This is a genomic window from Arthrobacter sp. ok362, from assembly GCF_900102785.1.
GTDB lineage: Bacteria > Actinomycetota > Actinomycetes > Actinomycetales > Micrococcaceae > Arthrobacter.
In genome coordinates this window covers 1-19974 of sequence record NZ_FNGC01000012.1, presented here as the reverse complement: position 1 = coordinate 19974, position 19974 = coordinate 1, and the positions used below count along the sequence as shown (strand labels likewise).

18 protein-coding genes and 1 pseudogene are annotated in these 19974 nt (G+C 64.7%); 8 read left to right on the top strand and 11 right to left on the bottom strand.

What is annotated here, in order from left to right; genetic code table 11:
• Positions 1–768, bottom strand: a 768-nt coding sequence (locus BLQ10_RS15860) for a putative Ig domain-containing protein (RefSeq protein WP_254785605.1), incomplete at its 3' end; no start/stop codon positions are given.
• Positions 769–1455: 687 nt separating this feature from the next.
• Here BLQ10_RS15860 and BLQ10_RS15855 point away from each other — a divergent pair.
• Positions 1456–2688: an amidohydrolase gene (locus tag BLQ10_RS15855; RefSeq protein ID WP_091563918.1), complete on the top strand. Its 1233-nt coding sequence runs from the start codon at positions 1456–1458 to the stop codon at positions 2686–2688.
• A gap of 68 nt (positions 2689–2756) precedes the next feature.
• On the opposite strand, the gene BLQ10_RS15850 is transcribed toward BLQ10_RS15855, so the two are convergent.
• Positions 2757–3686 carry a LysR family transcriptional regulator gene (locus BLQ10_RS15850; protein WP_091563707.1) on the bottom strand — a complete coding sequence of 310 codons (930 nt, stop codon included), beginning with the start codon at positions 3684–3686 and terminating at the stop codon, positions 2757–2759.
• 153 nt (positions 3687–3839) lie between these two features.
• Between BLQ10_RS15850 and BLQ10_RS15845 the strand changes: the two genes are divergently transcribed.
• Together BLQ10_RS15845 and BLQ10_RS15840 are read left to right on the top strand one after the other, a co-directional pair.
• On the top strand, positions 3840–5141 hold the full coding sequence (locus BLQ10_RS15845; RefSeq protein WP_091563705.1) for a glucarate dehydratase family protein: 1302 nt from the start codon (positions 3840–3842) through the stop codon (positions 5139–5141).
• A 35-nt stretch (positions 5142–5176) separates the two neighbouring features.
• Complete coding sequence (locus BLQ10_RS15840; RefSeq protein WP_254785604.1) at positions 5177–6154, top strand: 2-hydroxyacid dehydrogenase; 978 nt, start codon at positions 5177–5179, stop codon at positions 6152–6154.
• Positions 6155–6195: 41 nt separating this feature from the next.
• Here BLQ10_RS15840 and BLQ10_RS15835 read toward each other — a convergent pair whose 3' ends face one another.
• The 6 genes from BLQ10_RS15835 to BLQ10_RS15810 are packed head-to-tail and all read right to left on the bottom strand — an operon-like array spanning position 6196 to position 12550.
• Entirely contained in the window at positions 6196–6927 is a 732-nt protein-coding gene (locus tag BLQ10_RS15835) for a sulfite exporter TauE/SafE family protein (protein WP_091563703.1), read from the bottom strand.
• Positions 6924–7949: an ABC transporter ATP-binding protein gene (locus tag BLQ10_RS15830; RefSeq protein ID WP_091563702.1), complete on the bottom strand. Its 1026-nt coding sequence runs from the start codon at positions 7947–7949 to the stop codon at positions 6924–6926. The genes BLQ10_RS15835 and BLQ10_RS15830 overlap by 4 nt, the downstream gene beginning before the upstream one ends.
• On the bottom strand, positions 7942–9024 hold the full coding sequence (locus BLQ10_RS15825; RefSeq protein ID WP_175558653.1) for an ABC transporter ATP-binding protein: 1083 nt from the start codon (positions 9022–9024) through the stop codon (positions 7942–7944). The genes BLQ10_RS15830 and BLQ10_RS15825 overlap by 8 nt, the downstream gene beginning before the upstream one ends.
• Positions 9021–10019 (bottom strand): ABC transporter permease, encoded by a 999-nt coding sequence (locus BLQ10_RS15820; RefSeq protein WP_091563700.1) that lies wholly within the window; start codon positions 10017–10019, stop codon positions 9021–9023. Before BLQ10_RS15820 ends, BLQ10_RS15825 begins: the two co-directional genes overlap by 4 nt.
• Positions 10020–10028: 9 nt before the next feature.
• Positions 10029–10958, bottom strand: coding sequence for an ABC transporter permease (locus BLQ10_RS15815; RefSeq protein WP_091563698.1), 930 nt, complete (start codon positions 10956–10958; stop codon positions 10029–10031).
• Positions 10959–10987: 29 nt separating this feature from the next.
• On the bottom strand, positions 10988–12550 hold the full coding sequence (locus BLQ10_RS15810; protein WP_091563696.1) for an ABC transporter substrate-binding protein: 1563 nt from the start codon (positions 12548–12550) through the stop codon (positions 10988–10990).
• 298 nt (positions 12551–12848) lie between these two features.
• On the opposite strand from BLQ10_RS15810, the gene BLQ10_RS15805 reads away from it, so the two are divergent.
• Both BLQ10_RS15805 and BLQ10_RS15800 read left to right on the top strand, forming a co-directional pair.
• Positions 12849–13796 carry a 2-hydroxyacid dehydrogenase gene (locus BLQ10_RS15805; RefSeq protein WP_091563695.1) on the top strand — a complete coding sequence of 316 codons (948 nt, stop codon included), beginning with the start codon at positions 12849–12851 and terminating at the stop codon, positions 13794–13796.
• Positions 13797–13884: 88 nt separating this feature from the next.
• Positions 13885–14316 (top strand): universal stress protein, encoded by a 432-nt coding sequence (locus BLQ10_RS15800; protein WP_091563693.1) that lies wholly within the window; start codon positions 13885–13887, stop codon positions 14314–14316.
• A gap of 119 nt (positions 14317–14435) precedes the next feature.
• Here BLQ10_RS15800 and BLQ10_RS15795 read toward each other — a convergent pair whose 3' ends face one another.
• From BLQ10_RS15795 to BLQ10_RS15785, 3 genes are all read right to left on the bottom strand, one after another.
• The gene (locus tag BLQ10_RS15795) at positions 14436–14858 is read right to left on the bottom strand and encodes a YkvA family protein (protein ID WP_254785603.1); all 423 of its coding nucleotides are present in this window, start codon (positions 14856–14858) and stop codon (positions 14436–14438) included.
• Positions 14855–15481 (bottom strand): cation efflux transmembrane domain-containing protein, encoded by a 627-nt coding sequence (locus BLQ10_RS15790; RefSeq protein ID WP_091563691.1) that lies wholly within the window; start codon positions 15479–15481, stop codon positions 14855–14857. The genes BLQ10_RS15795 and BLQ10_RS15790 overlap by 4 nt, the downstream gene beginning before the upstream one ends.
• A gap of 114 nt (positions 15482–15595) precedes the next feature.
• On the bottom strand, positions 15596–16243 hold the full coding sequence (locus BLQ10_RS15785) for an isochorismatase family protein (protein ID WP_091563689.1): 648 nt from the start codon (positions 16241–16243) through the stop codon (positions 15596–15598).
• A 110-nt stretch (positions 16244–16353) separates the two neighbouring features.
• Here BLQ10_RS15785 and BLQ10_RS15780 point away from each other — a divergent pair, with 110 nt between their 5' ends.
• The 3 genes and pseudogenes from BLQ10_RS15780 to BLQ10_RS15770 all read left to right on the top strand — a co-directional run.
• Complete coding sequence (locus BLQ10_RS15780; protein WP_091563687.1) at positions 16354–17301, top strand: GlxA family transcriptional regulator; 948 nt, start codon at positions 16354–16356, stop codon at positions 17299–17301.
• A gap of 285 nt (positions 17302–17586) precedes the next feature.
• Positions 17587–18106: pseudogene (locus tag BLQ10_RS23125) on the top strand (recombinase family protein).
• Positions 18107–18366: 260 nt separating this feature from the next.
• A partial coding sequence (locus BLQ10_RS15770) for an HNH endonuclease signature motif containing protein (RefSeq protein WP_139164260.1) occupies positions 18367–19974 on the top strand: 1608 nt, incomplete at its 3' end.

The window sequence follows — 19974 nt, the reverse complement described above, 5'->3', positions numbered from 1 at the left end:
GACCGCGTCGGGGCTGACCCCGTTGGTCGCGGCAACCGTGAATGTCGCCGGGCCGGCCGTCGTCGGGGTCCCGGAGAGGACCCCGGAGGTGGCGTTCAGGCTCAGCCCCGCCGGCAGGGCACCGGAGGTCACCCTGAACGTCGGCGCCGGATTACCGCTTGCCGCGAAGGTGTAGGTGTAGGCGGTGCCGGCCGTGGCCGTCGCCGGAGGCGAGGACGCGGTGAACACCGGCGCCGCCTGGGCCGGCCGAATCTCGATCAGAGACATATTCCACTTGTCCGTAGTTGGAGCGGTGTCATTGATTCTGACGGTAGACGGCGCCGTCGCTGTGCCGGGCACAGTTTGGCGTTGCGTCCAGAACGTGCCACCGCTGCCGGCAAGGTACTCATCGACCTTGGTTTGACCGCTTCCCACGGTGCGGGGGGTGGACGTACTCCAGTCATTTCCCACACCCCAGACCCAAGAGCCGGTGCGAGTTGTTGTAAGCGAAGCGGTGGGCGCTCCCGTGGGCCCGTTGGCACCCCCGACCGCTCCATCGGTGGTCGTGTCCGCGCCCGTGAAGGTGGCGACCGTTATGGAAGCCCGGTATGAACCGTTGTGCGTCGCGGTTACCCTTGCGTTCGTGAGGATGCCGTTGGACACGGCCTGCCAGATTTCTGCCGTCCCGTACTGAACGTTGGTCCGCTTACGCAGGCGCCAGGTGAGCCCGCCACCGGTGACTGAAGTGAATTGCTGGTAACCGGTTTGGGCCCGTCCATCAGAGGTCACAAATGCAACCAATAGTTCTTTGGTTTGGCTGGTTGTAAAGGCTGGCGAAATGACGGTGCGGGAAAGCGAGGTCTGGTGCGTACTGACCACCTTGTCTGTCGCCACGCCCCCAGCTGCTTTGGCGGGCAGGGGCACCAGACTGAGACCTACAATTGTGGCGATAAGGACTAGGCGTGGAAATATCGGTCGTCGCATGAATTCCTCGCAGAGTCTTCATTGAAGTGAAATATGCCCTCACCACCATCGTGAATAGGCATGGTGCAGATTCTGGTCCCAGTTCGGTGATCCGGGCCTGTTCCAGACGGCCTGGTTGAACGCCAGTTTCCGGTGATGACACCTTGCAGTGCAGCCAGCCAGCTGCGGCGGTGCGCCGATGGAATTTGAGGGCGGCGGCCTTTCGTCGTGAACATCCGGGACAAAAGCCCTGACTGCGGCGTGATTGACTCGTGCCGCCGAATTCATCCGGCCGGAATCACCGGCCCGGGAGACCCCATCGTAACGAGTCCAGAGCCGCGACAACCTCAGTGCCGGACACCTGTTAAAGCCCGGTTCATACTCGTTAAAACCTTCGCCCTACTCGCAGCCGGCAAGACAGAGATGTCATATCGCTTCCTTCCAACAGTGACTAAGCTGAGTGTCAGTTGCGCCTGCCCACGGAGGCGCCCGGCCTCCGAGAGCGTGATGCGCATGAACAGTTCCGAGACAGTCCTGGCAGGCCTCGATTCCGAGCTCGGCTGGCTCCGGGAAACGTACACCAGGCTGCACCGGCATCCCGAACTGAGCCTCGAGGAGCATGAGACTTCGAAGATTGTCGAAGAGAAACTCACTGCCTTCGGCTATTCGGTGACCCGTATTGGCGGGACCGGCGTCGTCGGCGTCCTCGCGAACGGAGTTGGCCCAACTGTTCTTGCGCGCGCCGACATGGACGCCTTACCCGTCACCGAGGCCACGGGGCTGTCCTATGCGTCGGCAGTGGACGGGATCATGCATGCGTGCGGTCACGACGTGCACGTCAGTGCGCTGCTCGGAGCCGCCAAGCTCATGGCGGACGGACGTGGAGCCTGGTCCGGCACCTACATCGCCCTGTTCCAGCCGGCCGAAGAAATCGGGGCAGGGTCCAAGGCAATGGTCGACGACGGACTGGTCACCAAAGTGCCGCGGCCCGACGTCGCCCTCGCCCAGCACGTGATGCCAGTACCGGCGGGGATGGTCGCCACCACGGACGGGCCAGTCCTTTCGGCCGGAGATTCACTGAAGATCACCGTGTACGGGAAGGGAGCGCACGGCTCGATGCCGCACATGTCCGTGGACCCGGTGGTGCTGGCCTCCTCGATCGTGCTCAGGTTGCAGTCAATCGTCTCGCGGGAGACGAGGCCCGGGGACTTCGCCGTTGTCACCGTAGGGGCGCTCAATGCCGGCGCGAAATCGAACATCATCCCGGACCGCGCCACGCTCCTGCTGAACATCCGCACTTACGACAACCAGGTCCGGGCCACGGTGCTCGCCGCGATTGAGCGGATTGTCAACGGCGAGTGCGCTGCCGCAGGATCGCCCCGGGAGCCTGATTTCGAGTATTACGACCAGTTCCCGCTCACCAGCAACGACGCGGACGTGACAGAGCAGGTCCGGGCCGCGTTCTCCGCTCACTTTGGGGCCGACGCCGTGCACAGGGCCGAGAGGCAGACGGCTTCGGAGGATTTCAGCCGCATTCCGGACGCCTTCGACGTGCCCTACACGTTCTGGATCCTCGGCGGTGCGGACCCCGACGCCTACCGGGCGGCGGCCGCGAAGGGAACGGTGAGTCAGGACATCCCGGGGAACCACTCCCCGTTCTTCGCCCCCGTAATCGACCCGACCCTGTCCATGGGCGTCCAAACCCATGTCGTCGCCGCACTGTCGTACCTCTCCAAGGAAAAGTGACACCCTGCGGGAGACCGGGCGTAGGAACGCATGGCCCAAGAGATGGCGCTGGCGCTGCCTGACTGGTTCTATCGGTCGCCGGGATTCAGACCGGTGGAATCTATAAGCTTCAGCAGCCTCCGCACGGCCGGATTGGCAGTTTGCTCATTCCAGGCGAGCTCCAGATCGACACGGTTGAGCTCGCGGATTCCGTGGCTGCCGCTGATCTCGTGGAAGTCCACACCCGGGGGCGATGACGCCATGGCCGAGGCGGGCACCAGCGTCACGCCCAGGCCGGCTTGAACGAAGGCGAGGAGGGCCGGGACCTGGCTTGCGTACTGAGTGATGTTCGCGTGCGCGCCTGCGCTGGCGAACAGCCGCAGTACGAGGTCATGAAAGTAGCGCGCTTCCTTGGTTGAATACATCAGCAGCGGCAATCGATCCAGGCAGGCCAGCGGAAGGGGCGCATCCATGTTCGGCAGGTTGCCCAGAATGGCACTGCCGGAGGGGATCGCGATGACGAGGCGGTCCGTCATGATGGGTCTTGAAACGATGCCTGGCCGTGCCACCACCGGCCGGAGCAGCCCGATGTCCACGCTGCCCTTCACCAGCCCGTCCATCTGGTCCGTAGAGACCAGCTCCCGCAATACGAACGAGACCCCTGGCATGATGTCGACGGCACGCCTCAGAAGCTGGGGCAACGCGCTCTGACCAGCGATGGCAGTGTATGCGACGGTTATTGCGCCGGCGTCGCCGGATGAAACCCGGCGGACATCCAAATCGGTCTTGATGCACATGTCCAGTATTTGCCGGGCCCTGGGCAGCAGCATCAAGCCAGCCGCAGTCAGTTCCACCCTTCGGCTGCTGCGGCCAAAGAGCTGGGTACCCAGTTGTTTCTCGAGCATCTGGATCTGCCGACTCAAGGGTGGTTGTGTCATGTTCAGCCGTGCTGCGGCCGCACCGAAGTGCAGTTCCTCAGCAACAGCGACAAATGATTCAAGCTGCGGCAGGGAGAACATCAATACCTTTCATGGATGCATGAGTGCTCATTATGGCTTGGACTTGGATCGTTTGCACCCATTATGTTCAGTTCAGCAGCAGATGCGGAAACCGGTAGCCATGCAGAGCGTAACCGGCCGGTCGCCTGACCCACGCTTAAGGAGCTCACCGAAGTGAACCAGGAAAGCCAGCACGCAGAGCACCTCCACCAGGTACGGATCACCGGCGTCACGATCACGCCGGTGGCGTTCAAGGACCCGCCGCTGCTGAACACCGTCGGTGTCCACGAGCCGTTCGCCCTTCGGGCGATAGTGGAAGTCCATACCGACGCCGGCGTCAGCGGATTGGGTGAAACATACTGTGACGCCGGCCATCTTGCCCGCCTTCACCTCGCGGCCGCGGCCGTTCCGGGCACCGACGTGTTCAACATGAACGAACTCCTCAGCGGCGTTGCGGCCGCTCTGCAGAAGGACACGATCCGGGGCGGCCACGGAATGAGCGGAATGGTTACCGGGTCAAGCACCACGGACCGCGTCCTGTCGCCGTTTGATGTAGCTGCCCTGGACATCCAGGGGAAGCTCCGTGGCCGCCCCGTGAGCGACCTCCTTGGCGGAGCGGTCCGCAGCGCCGTCCCATTCAGCGGCTACCTGTTCTACAAGTGGGCCGGACATCCCGGCCAGGCACCCGACGCTTGGGGCGCGGCCCTGGATCCCGTCGGAATCGTCAGCCAGGCGCGGAAAATGGTGGAAGAGCATGGTTTCTCCGCCCTCAAGCTGAAGGCAGGCGTGTTTCCCCCGGAGGAGGAAGTCGCCGCGATCAAGGCCCTCCGTGCGGAGTTCCCGGCCATGCCGCTCCGGATAGATCCCAACGGCGCATGGACGGTTGAAACCTCCATCCGCGTCGCCAAGGAACTGGACGGCATCCTGGAGTATCTGGAGGACCCCACCCCGGGCATCGAAGGAATGGCCGCAGTCCGCCGCGAGGTCGGCATACCGCTGGCCACGAACATGTGCGTCGTCAGCTTCGCTGATATTGCACCGGCAGTGGCTGACGGGGCCGTTGATGTGATCCTTTCGGATCATCATTTTTGGGGAGGCCTCCGCCGCTCCCAGTCGCTGGCAGGCATCACCGAAACCTTCGGTCTGGGGCTGTCTATGCACTCGAACTCCCATCTGGGGGTCAGCCTTGCCGCAATGGTCCATCTCGCAGCGGCGACGCCGAAACTCGACTATGCGAGTGACACCCACTGGCCATGGAAGGACCCGGAAGAGGACGTCATCGCGGACGACACTTTCTCGTTTGAGAACGGAGCCGTTAACGTCCCCGCAGGACCCGGGCTGGGGATCGAACTGGACCGCGACGCCTTGGAACGCCTCCACCGCCAGTACCTGGAGTGCGGGCTCAGGAGCCGGGATGACACCGGGTACATGCAGCGGCTGCACCCTTCCTACGAGCTTCAAAGCCCCCGCTGGTGAGCGTCCCGGGGTCTTCTAAAAAGGGCTTGGCGGTCGTGGTCACCGATCCAATCATCAGCCGCTTTGAGGATCAGTTGAAGCACGACGGCGGCGCTCACCACTGGACCATGGCGGCGGCTTGGTCTCCTGAACGCCAGCTGGAAGCGCTGGCCACTGCCGACGTCGTAGTCTGTTCCTCTCTGGGTCCCGAGCAGGTTGCCGCCGCAAGCAGACTGAAGCTGGTGCACGTCACCGGCGCCGGGTACGACAGGATCTTCGTTCCGGGCCTGCTGCCGGGAACCCTCGTTGCCAACACGTTCCACCATGCGCGGCCCATTGCGGAACACGTCCTGATGGTCACGCTTATGCTCTCCCGCAATGTAATAGCGGCCGACCGCGCGGTGCGTGGAGGCCGATGGCGGACCATTGCCACTGACCCCGAAGTGCCGTTCCACCCCACGTTGAGTGGAATTACCATGGGACTCGTCGGGATGGGCTCCATCGGGTCCGAGGTGGCGCGCATGGCCGGCCTGTTAGGCATGGACGTTCGTGCCGTCCGCAAAAATCCGGCCGCCGGCGCCCCGGACGGGGTCGCGTTGAGTTGGATCGGCGGCAACCGCCAGCTTCCGGAGCTGCTGGCGGCGTCCGACGTCGTAGTGGTCACCGCGCCCCTGGACTCTTCAACGAGGGGGTTGATCGGGGCGGCGGAGTTCGCGGCTATGAAGCCGTCCGCGCTCCTGATAAACGTTGCGCGCGGTCCCGTGGTGGACCAACAGGCGCTATTCGACGCCCTCCAGTCCCGGCGTATCGCAGGAGCAGGCATCGACGTGTGGTGGGCATCGCCTGCTGACGGCGTGCTGCCCCCCGCGGAACTGCCGTTCGCATCTCTGGACAATACCGTGCTCACACCCCACCACTCCGGACACGCGCGCATCACGTTTGAACGCCGGGCGGCGGACATCGCGGCAAATATTGGCCGGCTGGCGGACGGCCGGGAACTGATCAACGTCGTACCGAGGGTTTGGGCCAGCTAAATCACCCGGCTTCAGCGACTTCTTTGCAGTGACTGCAGAGGTCACGGCTGCATGGCGGCCACGGCGAGTTGTCCCATCAACAGCAGGCTTCCCAGCGCGGACGAGCCCAGCGCCAGCATCCTCAGGCGGGCTGTGTTCAAGAAGCGGTTCACGAACCGGGAAGCCACATACCCTCCAAGCACCGCCGGCACCAACCACAGCGCGAGCGTCAATATTTGCCCCGTCACGGCGCCTGCGACCCCCAGCGCCACCAGGGACATTGCGGAACCCACCATGAAAAACGCGCTCATGGTGCCCCGCAGCCGTGATCCCTGATGGCTTTGCCAGACCAAGGCCATGGGCGGGCCGCCGATGGAAGTGGCGGTGCCCATGATGCCCGAGGCGGCACCGGCCGCGATCAGGTTTACCCGGACCGGTTCGGGCGCCCACCCCCGGATGGCCAGGACCAGGCCGGTGACCACCACGATGACCACCACCCACGCCAGGCCCTCCTTGGACAGCAGGGCCACCAGCCATGCCCCCAGGAAGCTCCCGGGGATCCTGCCCACCAGAGCCCAGCCCGTCCCTCGGAGATCCAGGTGCTGCCGTTCCCGGACGGTCACGAGGATTGTCACAAGGAGTGCCAGGAGAATGAGCGTGGCCGGCAGCAGGGCCGGATCCACCATGGCCACCACGGGCGCGGCAAGCATCCCCATGCCGAAGCCCGTTGAGGCCTGCAGGCAGGCGGCGAGGAAAACCACGCCGGCGATCAGCGCATATTCCGTGGCCGTCACCCGGCAGTTGCTGTGGCGCCTGTGAGACCTTGGACGGTTTCAAGTGGAAAGTGGCATTCGGTCAGGCGCAGCCCTCCATCGGGGGCGGCCGTCACCCGGGGCTCGGGCGCCATCTCGGCGCAGACATCCTGCGCTTTCCAGCACCTGGTACGGAAACGGCAACCCGACGGCGGATCCAGCGGGGACGGCAGCTCGCCCTGAAGGACGATTCGGTCCCGCTTCGCCCCCGTAACGTCCAGCTTCGGCGAGGCGGACATCAACGCCGCCGTGTAGGGGTGCCGTGGACGGTCGAAAACCTCCTCCGTGGCTCCGGTCTCGATGATCCTGCCCAGGTACATCACGGCGACCCGGTCGGCCACATGCCGGACAACGGTCAGATCATGGGAGATGAAGACATAGGAGACTCCGAGTTCCTGCTGGAGGTCATTGAGCAGGTTGAGGATCTGGGCCTGGACGGACAGATCCAGCGCGGAAACCGGCTCATCCAGGATGATGACGTCGGGGTTCAGAGCCAGGGCACGGGCAATGCCGAGCCGTTGCCGCTGGCCGCCGGAAAACTCCTGCGGGCATTTACGCGCGTCCGATGGACGCAGCCCGACCATATGAAGCAGCTCCCGCACACGGGCTTCGCGTTCCCGGGAGGACGGGTAGAGGCTCCGGTGGGTCGCCCAGGGCTCGGAGATAATGTCGCCGGCGTTCATCCGTGCGTTAAGGGAGGCAAACGGGTCCTGGAACACCATTTGGACCCTGCGCCGCCAGCTCAGCAGCTCCTTTCCGCGGAGCCCGAACGGGTTGGTTCCTTCAAAGGTCACTGTCCCTTCGTCCGGTGTCTCCAGCAGTATGAGGGTCCGGGCCAGGGTGGATTTTCCGCAGCCCGACTCCCCGACCAGGCCCAGGGTTTCCCCTCGCCCGACCGTGAGGTTAATGCCGTCCAGAGCCTTAAGGCGGGTGTTGCCGCTGGCGCTCTTGGCGACGTGGAAGGTTTTGCACAAGCCATCAACCTGCAGCAGCGGCTCAGACATTGTTGATCTCCTTGCTGAAGTGGCAGGCCGCTACCCGGCCCGGCCTCGACGGCCGGGCGCCGGCGTAATTGTCGGCGTCGTCCTGCACGTCGGCGGAACGTTCGTTCACGGGCAGGAGCTGCGGGCGCACGGACAGGCAGATGTCCTGCACCAACGGGCAGCGTGACTGGTACACGCAGCCCGCCGGTATGTCATGAATCTCCGGGGGGCTTCCGGCGATGGACTTCAGATGGGCGCCGCGCGCAACGTGGACGGGCACCGACTCGAGTAGCCCCTTGGTGTACGGGTGCCGCGGATCGCTGAAGACCTCCGACACTGGTCCGCTCTCCACCACGTTGCCCGCGTACATCACCGCCACAGAGTCAGCCTCCTCGGCAACAACCGCCAGATCGTGGGTGATCAGCACAACGGCCATCTGTCCCTCTTCCCGGAGCTTGCGCAGGAGCTGCATGATCTGCGCCTGGACCGTGACGTCCAGGGCAGTGGTGGGTTCGTCTGCTATCAGCAGGCGCGGGTCCAGAGCCACGGCCATGGCGATCAGGATGCGCTGGCGCATCCCGCCGGAGAACTGGTGCGGATACGAATTCACCCGGGACTCAGGCTCGGGAATCCCCACCCGCTTCATCAACTCAATTGCCTGGACCTTGGCTTCCTTGGCACTCAGTCCCCGATGGATCCTGAAAGCCTCACCGAGCTGTGTTCCCACGGTATAGACAGGGTTGAGGGCTGTCAGCGCGTCCTGAAAGACGATGCCGAGCTCGGGTCCGGCAAATTTCAGCCGTTCCTTGGGTGTCAAAGCCCCCAGATCTGTTCCATTGAGGACTACCTCACCGCCGGCCAGGTCACAGACGGGGTCCATGATTCCGGCGAGGGCCTTGGCCGTCATGGACTTCCCGCAGCCGGATTCCCCGAGCAGTGCGAGGGTCTCCCCCGCGCGGGCCTCGAAGCCTACGCCATTGACGGCCCGGACGGTTCCGCGATGAGTGCGGATGTCCACGGCCAGGCCCCTGACACTAAGAACAACTTCATGCGCCCGGGACTGTCCGGGGAGCACGGTTTGGGCAGCAGTTTTCACGGCTTTGCCTCCTTGACTGGGATGCGGGCGATCAGGCGCTTGCGGGGCAGTGACAGGCGCCAGCGCTGGGCGGGGTCAGTGGCGATCCGGAGCCAGGCCGCCAGGACATTCGCCGCGATGGTGGTGACCACAATCGCGACGCCGGGAAAGATGGAAAGCCACCAGGCGGTCTGCAGGTACTGCCGGCCCTGCGAAACCATGAGCCCCCAGCTCACGTCCGGCGGCTGGATGCCAATGCCAAGGAAGCTCAGGGAAGACTCGGCCAGCATCACATAGCAGAATTCGAGCGTGGCCAGCGTCAGGAGCGTCGGCAGGACCACGGGGATGACATGGCGTCCGATGATGGCGTTTGGCGTGGCCCCAAAGGTCCGGGCCGCGTCCACAAAGGTGCGGCTTTGAAGCTCCGCCGACTCGGCTCGTGCGGTGCGCAGGTAGATGGGGATGCGCGTAAGGGCGAGGATCAGGACGATGTTTCCGGCGCTGGGGCTGAACACGTAAAGCACCACGACGGCGAGCAGCAGGGAGGGGAAGCTCATGATGACGTCGGCGATGCGCATCGAGACATTTTCCCGCCAACCACGGTGGTATCCGGCCCACACACCCCACAGCGACCCAACCACCAGGGCCACAGCCACGGCGGGAACCGCGACTGAGAACGTGGTGCGGCTGGCCACGACGAGGCGTGCGAGCATGCTTCTCCCCAGGGAATCGCTGCCCAGGACGTATTCCCAGCCGTGGACCAGCGTAAATGGCGCTTTGTTGGCGAAGAGGAGGTTCTGCTTGGTTGCCAGGTCACCCATCAGGGAAGGGCCGATCACGGCTGTCAGGCCGATGAGGACCAGAAGCAGGGCAGACACGGTAGCGAAGCGGTCCTTGAGCAGGAGCCGGAACAGGTTGGGGTTCCCATCCGGGTTTCCTCTCCCCTTTGCGGGGGGCCGTTGCTCGGTTCCTGGCAGCTGATTCTGTGCGGCCGGCTCAGTCAATGAACTCGTCATGGTTTACTCCTAAGCTCTTGCCGTCACGGGCCGGACGCGTGCGTCCAGCAATGCGTAGCCCATGTCGATCAGGATGTTCAACGCGAAGATCGCCACGGCCGTGAGCAGCACGGCTGCCTGCAGGACAGCGAAGTCGCGCTGCAGGATGGAATCGATCATGAGCTTGCCGATCCCGGGCCACCCGAAGATGGTTTCGACCACCACCGCTCCGTTGACCAGGCCCACTGTCAGGTCCCCGGCCACTGTCAAAGCCGGAGCCGCGGCGTTGCGCAGTGCGTGATGGGTAACCACCCGCAGTTCGCCCGCGCCGCGGCTTCGGGCCAGCTTGATGTAGGGCTCAGACAGCGCAGAGACCATGGATCCACGGACGATCTGGACCAGGACGCCGAATGGCCTGAGCAGGAGGGTGGCGATGGGCAGAACCCAGGCGCCGGCCCCCGACACGCCGGATGTCGGGAGCCAGCCCAGGGTTATGGCGAATACCCAGATGCCGACGATTGCGAGCCAGAAGTCGGGTATCGAAGCCGCAGCCATGGAGACGAAACTTGAGATGCGGTCGGCGACGCCGTTCGGCTTCAGCGCCGCCCAGCAACCAACCGCCAGCGCCAGCAGGACGGCCAGCACCATAGTGGTGGCCGCCAGCTGCAAGGTGGCCGGGAAGGCCCGCAGGGCCATGGCGGCGGCATCCTCGCCGGTCCTGAGCGATTGCCCGAAGTCGAGCCTCAGTACTCCGCCGAAGTAGTCCGCCATCTGCACCAACAGCGGCTGGTCAAGGCCGTTGCGTGCAGTGAAGTCGTCCCGCATCTGTTGCGTGGCATTGAGTGGAAGATACAGGGCGGCCGGGTTACCGGTCATCCTGGCGAGCGCGAAAACACCAACAATTACCACCACCAGCGGAAGCGCGCTGGAAACGATCCGCTTTCTCAAGTAGATCAGCATGGGCTGTCCCTCTTTCCTGGACGTCCGGACTAGCTGGCCGGGGTCATTTCCGAGACGCGGAGCTCGTCACCGCTGGAGGAATTGGGCGTGTAATTCACAGATTTGGACTTGCCCAGAATGCCGGTCTGGTGCGAGATGTTGGCGAACTGGACCACCTTGTTGTTCTGGTAGTCAAAGATTTGTTCGAAGTCTTTCTCGCGCTCATCGCCTGACGCTGAGTCGGCCTTCTTGATCATGGCGTCAAACTCGGGAGTGCCGAAGGCGCTTTGCGCTCCCGTCGAGAGCATGTACTGGTCAACGGTGAAGGCTGCGTCACCGGCCTGGTTGCCGTGCTGAACCAATACCGCGGCCGCACCTTCGTCTTGGGCGAACGGGCGGGTCTGGTAGGTCAGCTGCTGGCTGGTTTCAAGCATTTTCAGCTTCACATTCAGGCCGGCCTGGCTCAACTGCTCCTGCAGGACCTGCGCAAGTTCGGTGACCTTGGGGAACTGTGCGTTGCGGACGACGAGGGAGATCTGCGCGCCAGTGTCAACGCCGGCAGCCTTGGCCTCTGCAACCAGGGCCTTGGCCTTGTCCAGGTCGAACGGCCAGCCCTCGAGTGCAGGGTTGTGCCCTACAACACCTGCCGGAACCAGCTGCGCGGCCACCTTGTGCTTGCCCTGGTAGAGGGAGCCGACAATGCCCTCCTTGTCGATGGCGTAGTTCACGGCCTGGCGGACGCGGATGTCGTTCAACGGGGCTTTTGTGCCGTCGAGCCGGAGTGCGACAGTCTCATTGTTCGGGTAGTCGACTCCCAGGTCACCGATATTGTCATCGGGGCCCAGGCCCAGGGCCACGTCGGCCTCACCGCTGGTGATCATCGCGGCGCGTACCGAACTCTCGGAGCGCCACTGGTACTCGGCCTTGGCGTAGGCCGGCTTCTTGCCCCAGTACCCGTCCCAGCTGCTGAGCGTGATCTTCTGGCCGGCGTCCCACTTCTCGATCTTGTAGGGGCCGGTACCAATGGGCTCCCGGACTTTCGCGGTGGTGCTCGTCGTCGTCGGCACTATTTCCAGGAACGAAAGGCGAAGAGGCAAAATGGGGTCAGGCGTGGGCGAAGTCACCGTCAACGTCGTAGCGTCGACTGCCTTGACCACCAGGTCCGCATCACCAAAGACGTAGCCTTCCACGTTGCAGCCGAGCTTGGAATTGACGGCCCGGTTAATCGTGAAGGCTGCCGCCTCGGCATTGAAGGGCGTGCCGTCCTGGAATTTCACGCCCTCGCGAAGTTTGAACGTCCATTCCGTGGCAGATGTGGCTTTCCACTCCGTTGCCAGCAGGGGCTCGAGCTCGCCCGTGGTGGGATTTCGCTCAATCAGGGGTTCTGTGACGTTTGAGCGCACAACCACGCCGGTGGAGGTGAGGTTGGATTCGCAGGCCTCCAGCGTGGGGGGCTCCTGCGCCAGCACAACCCGGAGACTGCCGCCCGCCGCAGCTGGGCCGGAAGCAGAGTTCGCAACCGAGCACCCGCTCAGCAGGAGCAAAGCGCCTGCAGCGAGGGCAGGCCATTTCAGGACGGCGGCCTGGGGAAGTACACGTGAAGAAGACGTCATTGGATTCCTCGGAATTAGGAGTGGGCGGCCTCAGGCCATCAATGCAGGTCGACTTGGGGAGCTGAGGTCCGGGGTCGAACTCAAAGTAGTGGCGGCGGAAGAGGCGGGACAATAGACAGCAGCCCAGCGCCTGTTTGCGTAGCGCGCAAATCCGTCCAACATCTACCCTGTGACGAGTGCCACGGGGGTGAGTGATCCGCGTCATTGCTGGGAATAGTCCGTATCAATGCGCGCGGCGCATTGATCGATGCAATTTACAAGTTGGACGCGTATTGATTGGGAAACCTAGGGTGCAGGTATGACCAACGTAGCTGTCCTTCAGGTAGGACCCTTGATGCCCTCCGTACAGGACGCCGTGGTTCTTGACTACGGCGCCGTCCGGCTTCCGGATGACCCGGCGGAGCGAGCGGCCTTCCTGCAACATCGAGGCGGCGACTTCGATGTAGCCGTCACTTCAGGGAAGGTCGGCGTCGGCCCGGAGCTGATGCGCGCGCTCCCGGCTTTGCGCGCCGTCGTGAACTTCGGCGTGGGCTACGACGCCACGGACATCGGCCAAGCCAGGGAACGCGGCATCGCCGTCAGCAACACCCCGGAGGTCCTCAACGACTGCGTGGCCGACACCGCCCTGGCGTTGTACTTGGATGTGCTGCGGCGCATCAGCGCGGCTGACCGGTACGTACGCGCCGGCCAATGGGCCACTGCGGGGAACTTTCCCCTGGCCACGAAAGCCAGCGGCAAACGCGTCGGCATCCTCGGATTGGGACGCATCGGCAAGGTGATAGCCCGCAGGCTTGAAGCCTTCGATTGCACCGTCAGCTATCACAACCGTCGGCCGGTGGCCGAGGTGCCTTACGAGTACTGCGCCTCACCGGTCGACCTGGCCCTACAGTCCGATGTCCTGATCATCGCTGCGGCGGGCGGTCCCGATTCAGTCAAGCTCGTCGGTCCGAAAGTGATTGAAGCACTCGGCCCTTCCGGTTACCTCATTAACGTTGCGCGGGGTTCCGTCGTGGACGAAGAGGCTCTGGTGGCGGCGCTTCTGACCGGTCGGCTTGCCGGCGCGGGGCTCGACGTCTTCGAGGACGAACCCAAGGTGCCCCACGACCTTCTGGCCCTGGACAACGTCGTCCTTCTCCCCCACTTGGGCAGCGGAACGCACGAGACCCGAGCCGCGATGGCCGAACTGACGCTGGCGAACCTGTTGCAGTATGTGACGACCGGGACCCTGGTGACGCCGGTATGCTGAGCGCCCAGCCGGACGCGCCGCATGCGTCCCCAAAGTACGGTAGTCGGAACATCACCAGGACAACTCCAGGATGCCGGGAGGCCGGGCAATGAGCGTGGCGGTGGGGTATCTTTCAACGAAGGAAGGCCTTGCGGCACTGCACGCGGCCATCGCGGAAGCAGCACGCCGGCGGACCACTCTGGACATACTGTGGCCCGGGGCCGGCGCCCAGAGCGACACCTCCCCGGCTGCGGTTTCAGCGGCCTTAGCCCTGGCCTCCGGAGAGGGCGTATCAGCGCGGGTCCGGCCATCAGGTAATGCCGACGATCCTGCCGACGTCCTCATCGACGCCTCGTTCGAGGACGACGTCGAGCTCGTGGTCATCGGCGTCCGGCGCCGTTCCCCGGTCGGCAAACTGTTCCTGGGCAGCACAGCCCAGCGGGTCATCCTCGAAGCGGGCTGCCCCGTTACTGCCGTCAAGCCCCCGGTGGGTTCCGCTCTTGACCGAAGGGGGTCCGACGGCGGACGGCAGCGACGCTGAATGCGAAGCAGCCGCGATGTGTCAGCCGGCAGGACATGACCCGAGGGGAGCCGGTTTTCGGCGAACAACTGGAGCAAGCTTTCCGTCCGCCGTTGTCCTCGGCTGTCACTTTCAGAAGCTCATGGGGCGGTGGCGCTCGTGCCGGCCAGGCGTTGGATCAGGGCGAGGCCGGCGGGTGTGCCGGGCCAGTGGTTTTCCAATGGTCCGGTGCCTGCTTTGCGGATGACCGAGCGCAGGACCAGGGCCACGATGATGACGTCATCGGCGTACCCGATGACGGGAAGGAAGTCGGGAACCAGATCAATGGGCGAGGCAAGGTAGACCAGCAGCAGGACCAGGCGGACCCGGATCCCACGCGGGAGGATCCGGTCAGCGGTCAGCCGGCGCAGCAGGGTCAAGAGGTCCGGAAGCAGCCGCAGTGCTTCTCTCATGCCCACCGTCTCCGGGTGACGACGGGCGTAAAGGGCCAACAGGACCAGCAGGACGGCGTAGATCAGGACAACACCACCGATGACGGAGATCGCCGCATCCCACCAGTTCACGCCGTGGCCTCCTCGGGCGTGTGCTTGAACGCGTGCCGGGCCTCGCGGGCGGCGTAGTAGATAATGACCAGCCCTGCCAGAGGGTCCGCCCACCACCACCCGAACAGGGCGTTCAGGACCAGCCCGGCGAGGACCGCCCCGGACAGATAAGCGTCGATCAGGGTAACCGTGCCTTCCGCGCGCAGCACCGGATTGCCCAGGGCGCGGCCGGTGCGGATCTTGCCCCATGCCAACGCGAGCATGACCAGGAAGGTCAGGGCCGTCCAGACGATGCCCAAACCAGAAGTGGCGGGGCGGACGCCGGTGGCAAACACGATGACCAACTGGATCACCAAGTAGGCGGCGAGCACCGCGAAGGCCACCCCGATCAGCCGCATCGCCCGGGTTTCCCGGTCCGCGTGGACGCCTTTGAGCTGCCACACCACGACCAGGGAGGCGAAGACCTCGATCAGGGAATCCAGGCCGAATCCAGCCAAGGCCGGGGACGCAGCGCCGATGGCGGCGGCGGCCAGGACTCCCAGGCCGATCACGTTCCAGCCCAGGGTCGCATATTCAAGGCGCAGCCCGCGCCGCAACAATCCTTCGCTTTGCAGTGTGGCGGCAGCGCCGTCAATCCTCGCCATGGGCTTCTGTTTCCTTACCGTGGGTGAGCCCTAAGCACACGGACCCGCAAGCTCTAGGTACAGCGTAGTTCCCACCGGGAGTGTTGGTGTTGCGGGAGCATGCCACGGCGGGAATTAGGCGACGGTCTGGAATGCCTGCTGTCCCTGGACGGCCGAGGTTCCCAGGTCGCCCTTGGGCAGTGCGCAGCCGGCCGCGACGGCCTGTGCCCAGTCCTCGGTGGTGGCCACGGCGGCAAAGTTGGAGTGCAACAACACCATCAGGGTCTCGTGCAGCTGCCGGGCATTGGCCGTTCCTGCTTCATTAGCCAGGTGGATCGCACCGCTGGCATCGGAGAGCAACTCGACGGCGATGCCAAGTGGCTCGGCCACAGCCGCGGTTGCCAAATCGCAGTTGTTGGTCATGTAGCCGATCACGGTGATGGCGTCGACCTGGTTATCGCGCAACCAGGGTTCGAAATCCGTGCCAGCAAAGACACTGGCGTAGTTCTTGACAATGTGTTTCCACGAATCCTTGCGGCGCGAGGAAATCTCCGGGTGTAGTTTCCAGCCCTCGGAGCCCTCGGCGAAGACAGGCGCCCCGGCCGGGTATTCATGCTGCACCGAGACAATGGGCATCCCGTGCCGCTCGGCAAGATCAATGGCCCGGGTGATGTTGCCCAGAGATTCAAAGCGGTCCGGGTACTGGATCTCCAGCGGACCTCCGGGCGTAAAGTAATCGTTCTGCACATCGATGATGACAAGTGCGCGGCGCAAGTCGGCCATGGTTGTTGCTCCATTTTCAGGGTGATTTTCGTTGGTGCTTCCAGCGTGGCAGCGACCGTCCGGATATAGTGAGTGGCGTATATGCAGACTTTCGATGAAAATGGGACACAATGAGGATTGCCGTCCACGCCTTCGACGGAATGACCCTGTTCCATTTGGCTACCCCGCTGCTGGTGTTCGGCGAGGTGGGCCGCCTGGGGTTGGCCGAACATTGGGAGACCCGGGTGTTCACGGAAAGTGGCCAGCCGGTGCGCGGTGCCGAAGGCTACGCGATCGATGGGGTCTTTGGGCCGGAAATCGTGCAGGATGCAGACCTGGTGGTGTTTCCGTCATGGCTTTCCCACCTCCCCGATCCGTCCGAGGGCCTGCTTCAGCTCGTGCGGCAATCCCGTGAACGGGGAGCCACCATCGCAGGCCTGTGCCTTGGTGCCTTTCCCGTGGCTCGCAGCGGAGTGCTCGACGGCCGCGCGGCCGTGACCCATTGGGGCGCAGCACGGGAAATGGCACTCAGGCATTCTGCCGTGGAATTCGATGATTCCGCCCTCTACATCGACCACGGCGACGTACTCACTTCCGCGGGGACTGCTTCTGCGTTGGATGCCTGCCTGCATCTTGTGCGTACGCACTTGGGATCGGCAGCAGCGGCGGCCGTCGCCCGGCATATTGTCGTGGCTCCGCACCGCGAAGGCGACCAGGCGCAATACATTTCCCGCCCGCTGCAAGACCCCGAGCTTGACGGGCCGCTGGGCAAAACGATCCAATGGGCCTTGGCGAACCTGGACCAAGATCTGGAAGTGGAGTCCATGGCAGCTCACGCCACCATGAGCAAGCGTAACTTTACCCGCAGGTTCAAGGAAGTCACCGGTAGTTCCCCGGCGCGGTGGGTGCTCGATAGGCGGCTTGATGATGCCCGCCAGCTGCTGGAAACCACGAACTGGAGCATCACCCGCATTGCCGAGTCCTGCGGTTTCGGCAGCCCGGTGACCTTCCGGCAGAACTTCATCGCCGCCTATTCCACCACTCCCACCTCTTACCGCACCCGCTTCACCGGCCGCTGAGCACCGGGGCTAAAATCTCGCAACGTTAAAGCCGAAATCGATCTCCGTTCCCCCGAGCCGCGGCATGCCCATGCCGCAGGAACCCCCGGCAGAAAGCGGAACAGCTACATCTGCCCCCCGGCTCGAACTGGAGTCACTCCGGTCAGCCTGCGGGAGTCGTGTCCTGTTTGCGCGCGTAGGCTCGGTTGGCACGTTGCCTGGCCGGCCCCGCATCGTTCAGAACACCACTGCCGTCTCGCATGCGTCCGAACCAAAAACCGGTCGCACGGTGCGGATGCGCAGCAGTTGGCTGCTTTAAGAGGTGCAGGATGCGATCGCATCTTTGAAGACACAATGAGCGGCACCAAGGCCGGCCGGCCCGGTCTCTCCAAGGCGCTGGAAGCACTCCGTGAGGGAGAAACTCTCATTGCGTGGAAGCTGGACCGTCTTGGCCGCAGCGTGAAGGACCTGCTGGATTTCGCCGGAGACCTGAACGAGCGCGGCGTTGGTTTCGTCAGCCTCACCGACTCGATCGACACAACCACCGCCTCCGGACGCTTCTTCTTCAACGTGATGGCCTCCCTGGCGCAAATGGAACGCGAGCTCATGGTCGAACGCACCAGGCAGGCCTAGACGCAGCGCGTGAACAGGGCCGGATCGGCGGACGCAAACGTGTAATGACTGAGGCCAAGATCCGCTCAGCCCGGAAGCTCCTCAGCCGGGGAACGCCGCCCAAGGAAGTTGCCGCCAGCCTAGTGGTCTCGGTGCCACCACAATGTACCGCTGGGTCCCGGCCACGGCCCTTGAAGCAGTTGCAATCCCGTAGCTCGGCTTTGGTGCAGACGACTGTTGAAAAAATGCATGACGGTGCACGGGACTGCTGACATCCCGATGTCAACAGTCCTCCGCACTCGCCCCGTACTGTCCCATGAACTGGTGCAGGCGACTCCTGAAAATGACATCGGCCGAGGATTGGACGGGTCATTTTGAGACGAACACCTCTCAGGCCGTAACTAAGTGCCAGAGTCACGCCGCACCCCCACCAATTCCATCAATATTGTCAGTGCCTCCTGCGATGCTTTGGGTATGGACAGCAGAGCCTGGAGTGCCGAGAGCAGGGAGGCGCTGGGGGCTGTCGCCGCGTCCGCTGCCGCGTTTGTTGCCTGCCCCGGCCCCGGTGTTGCTTGCCCCGGCGCCGGGGCGGAAAGCGCTGATCTGCGCGCCGATTCCCTGCCGGACGCCGATCCGCTGCGGACTCTGGCGGATGATTGCCTGGACGGGCTCGCCGAGGTGGCCCGGCTGGAAGCCCGGACCGCCGCACTGAAGGCCAGGCTGACCGCCGACTACGGGCAGGCCACCAGGTCGCTGGTGTCTCCGGCGGCGTCCCCGCCGGAACGCACCGCCCAGGAGATGAGCATGGTCGCCGAGGTCGCCTGTGTCCTGACCGTCAGCGAACGAACGGCCGGAGCCCTCCTGTCCGAATCCCTGGCACTGACGACGGCGCTGCCGCTGACCCTGACGGCGCTGCAGGCCGGGACGGTCTCCTGGCAGCACGCCCGGATCATCGTCGACGAAACTGCCGGCCTGGATCCCGCCGGAGCGGCCGCGCTGGAAGCGCACTTCCTGGACCCCGACGCACCCAACCCCGCCCGCGGGTGCCAGGCCGGGGACCTCGTCCCGTCCCGGTTCCGCGCCAAGGCCCGTGCCTGGCGCGAACGCCACCACCCGGTCAGCATCGAAGCACGCCACACCAAAAGTACCGAGGACCGGCGGGTCGACTACGTCCCGGACCGGGACGGCATGGCCTGGCTCTCCGCCTACCTCCCGGCCGACACCGCCGCGGGGATCTGGGAACGGACCACCGCCGCCGCCCGCGCCCTCCAAGGCCCGGCCGAGGCCAGGACCCTCGCCCAGCTCCGCGCCGACATCACCGCAACCTGGCTCCTCACCAGCCACACCACCGGCACCGGCGCCCCCGGCGGCTCGGCCGGCGCCGGCGCCGGCACCACCGGCGGAATCGCCGGCGCCGGAACCGGCATGGTTGGGGGTGTGGCCGGAGGCGTTCCGTCGCCGAGGGCGCAGGTCCTGATCACCGTCCCGGTCCTGTCGCTGCTGGGCGCCACCGACGAACCCGCCACCCTGGACGGGTACGGGCCAATCCCGCCGTCGATGGCCCGCCGCCTGATCACCGACGGCGCCGACTCCTTCTACCGCGTCCTGACAGACCCCCGCGACGGCGCCCCGCTGGAAATCGGCCGGACCAGCTACCGTGTCACGAAGGCCCAGCGTCAATGGCTCCGCCTCCGCGACGGCAGGTGCCCCTTCCCCGGCTGCAGCAACCACTCCCTGGACAACGAGGCAGACCACCTCCTGGCCTGGGCCGACGGAGGCACCACCGGCATCACCAACCTGGGCCAACCCTGCCCCAGACACCACCGCCTGAAACACAGCACCGCCTGGAAACCCACCGGAGCCAGCAAGGACCACCCGCCGGGGTGGACTTCGCCGTCCAGCCGGCACTACCCCAGCGAGCACCAGGACTGGGAACCGCCCGAGTGGCCGCACGACATCCTCACCAAGGACACCCTCCCGGACCACGGCCTCCCCGCGGATCCAGGACACCAGGCAGACCCGGCGCCCACAGGCCATGCCGGCCAGGAACCCGGCCAGGAACCCGGCCGGGATCCCGAACTG

Excerpts from the sequence above, each read along its gene's own strand:
- BLQ10_RS15815 (WP_091563698.1), bottom strand. The coding sequence starts at position 10,958 with ATGCTGATCTACTTGAGAAAGCGGATCGTTTCCAGCGCGCTTCCGCTG.
- BLQ10_RS15820 (WP_091563700.1), bottom strand. The coding sequence starts at position 10,019 with ATGACGAGTTCATTGACTGAGCCGGCCGCACAGAATCAGCTGCCAGGA.
- BLQ10_RS15855 (WP_091563918.1), top strand. The coding sequence starts at position 1,456 with ATGAACAGTTCCGAGACAGTCCTGGCAGGCCTCGATTCCGAGCTCGGC.
- BLQ10_RS15850 (WP_091563707.1), bottom strand. The coding sequence starts at position 3,686 with ATGTTCTCCCTGCCGCAGCTTGAATCATTTGTCGCTGTTGCTGAGGAA.
- BLQ10_RS15780 (WP_091563687.1), top strand. The coding sequence starts at position 16,354 with ATGAGGATTGCCGTCCACGCCTTCGACGGAATGACCCTGTTCCATTTG.
- BLQ10_RS15810 (WP_091563696.1), bottom strand. The coding sequence starts at position 12,550 with ATGACGTCTTCTTCACGTGTACTTCCCCAGGCCGCCGTCCTGAAATGG.
- BLQ10_RS15800 (WP_091563693.1), top strand. The coding sequence starts at position 13,885 with ATGAGCGTGGCGGTGGGGTATCTTTCAACGAAGGAAGGCCTTGCGGCA.
- BLQ10_RS15790 (WP_091563691.1), bottom strand. The coding sequence starts at position 15,481 with ATGGCGAGGATTGACGGCGCTGCCGCCACACTGCAAAGCGAAGGATTG.
- BLQ10_RS15805 (WP_091563695.1), top strand. The coding sequence starts at position 12,849 with ATGACCAACGTAGCTGTCCTTCAGGTAGGACCCTTGATGCCCTCCGTA.
- BLQ10_RS15785 (WP_091563689.1), bottom strand. The coding sequence starts at position 16,243 with ATGGCCGACTTGCGCCGCGCACTTGTCATCATCGATGTGCAGAACGAT.
- BLQ10_RS15830 (WP_091563702.1), bottom strand. The coding sequence starts at position 7,949 with ATGTCTGAGCCGCTGCTGCAGGTTGATGGCTTGTGCAAAACCTTCCAC.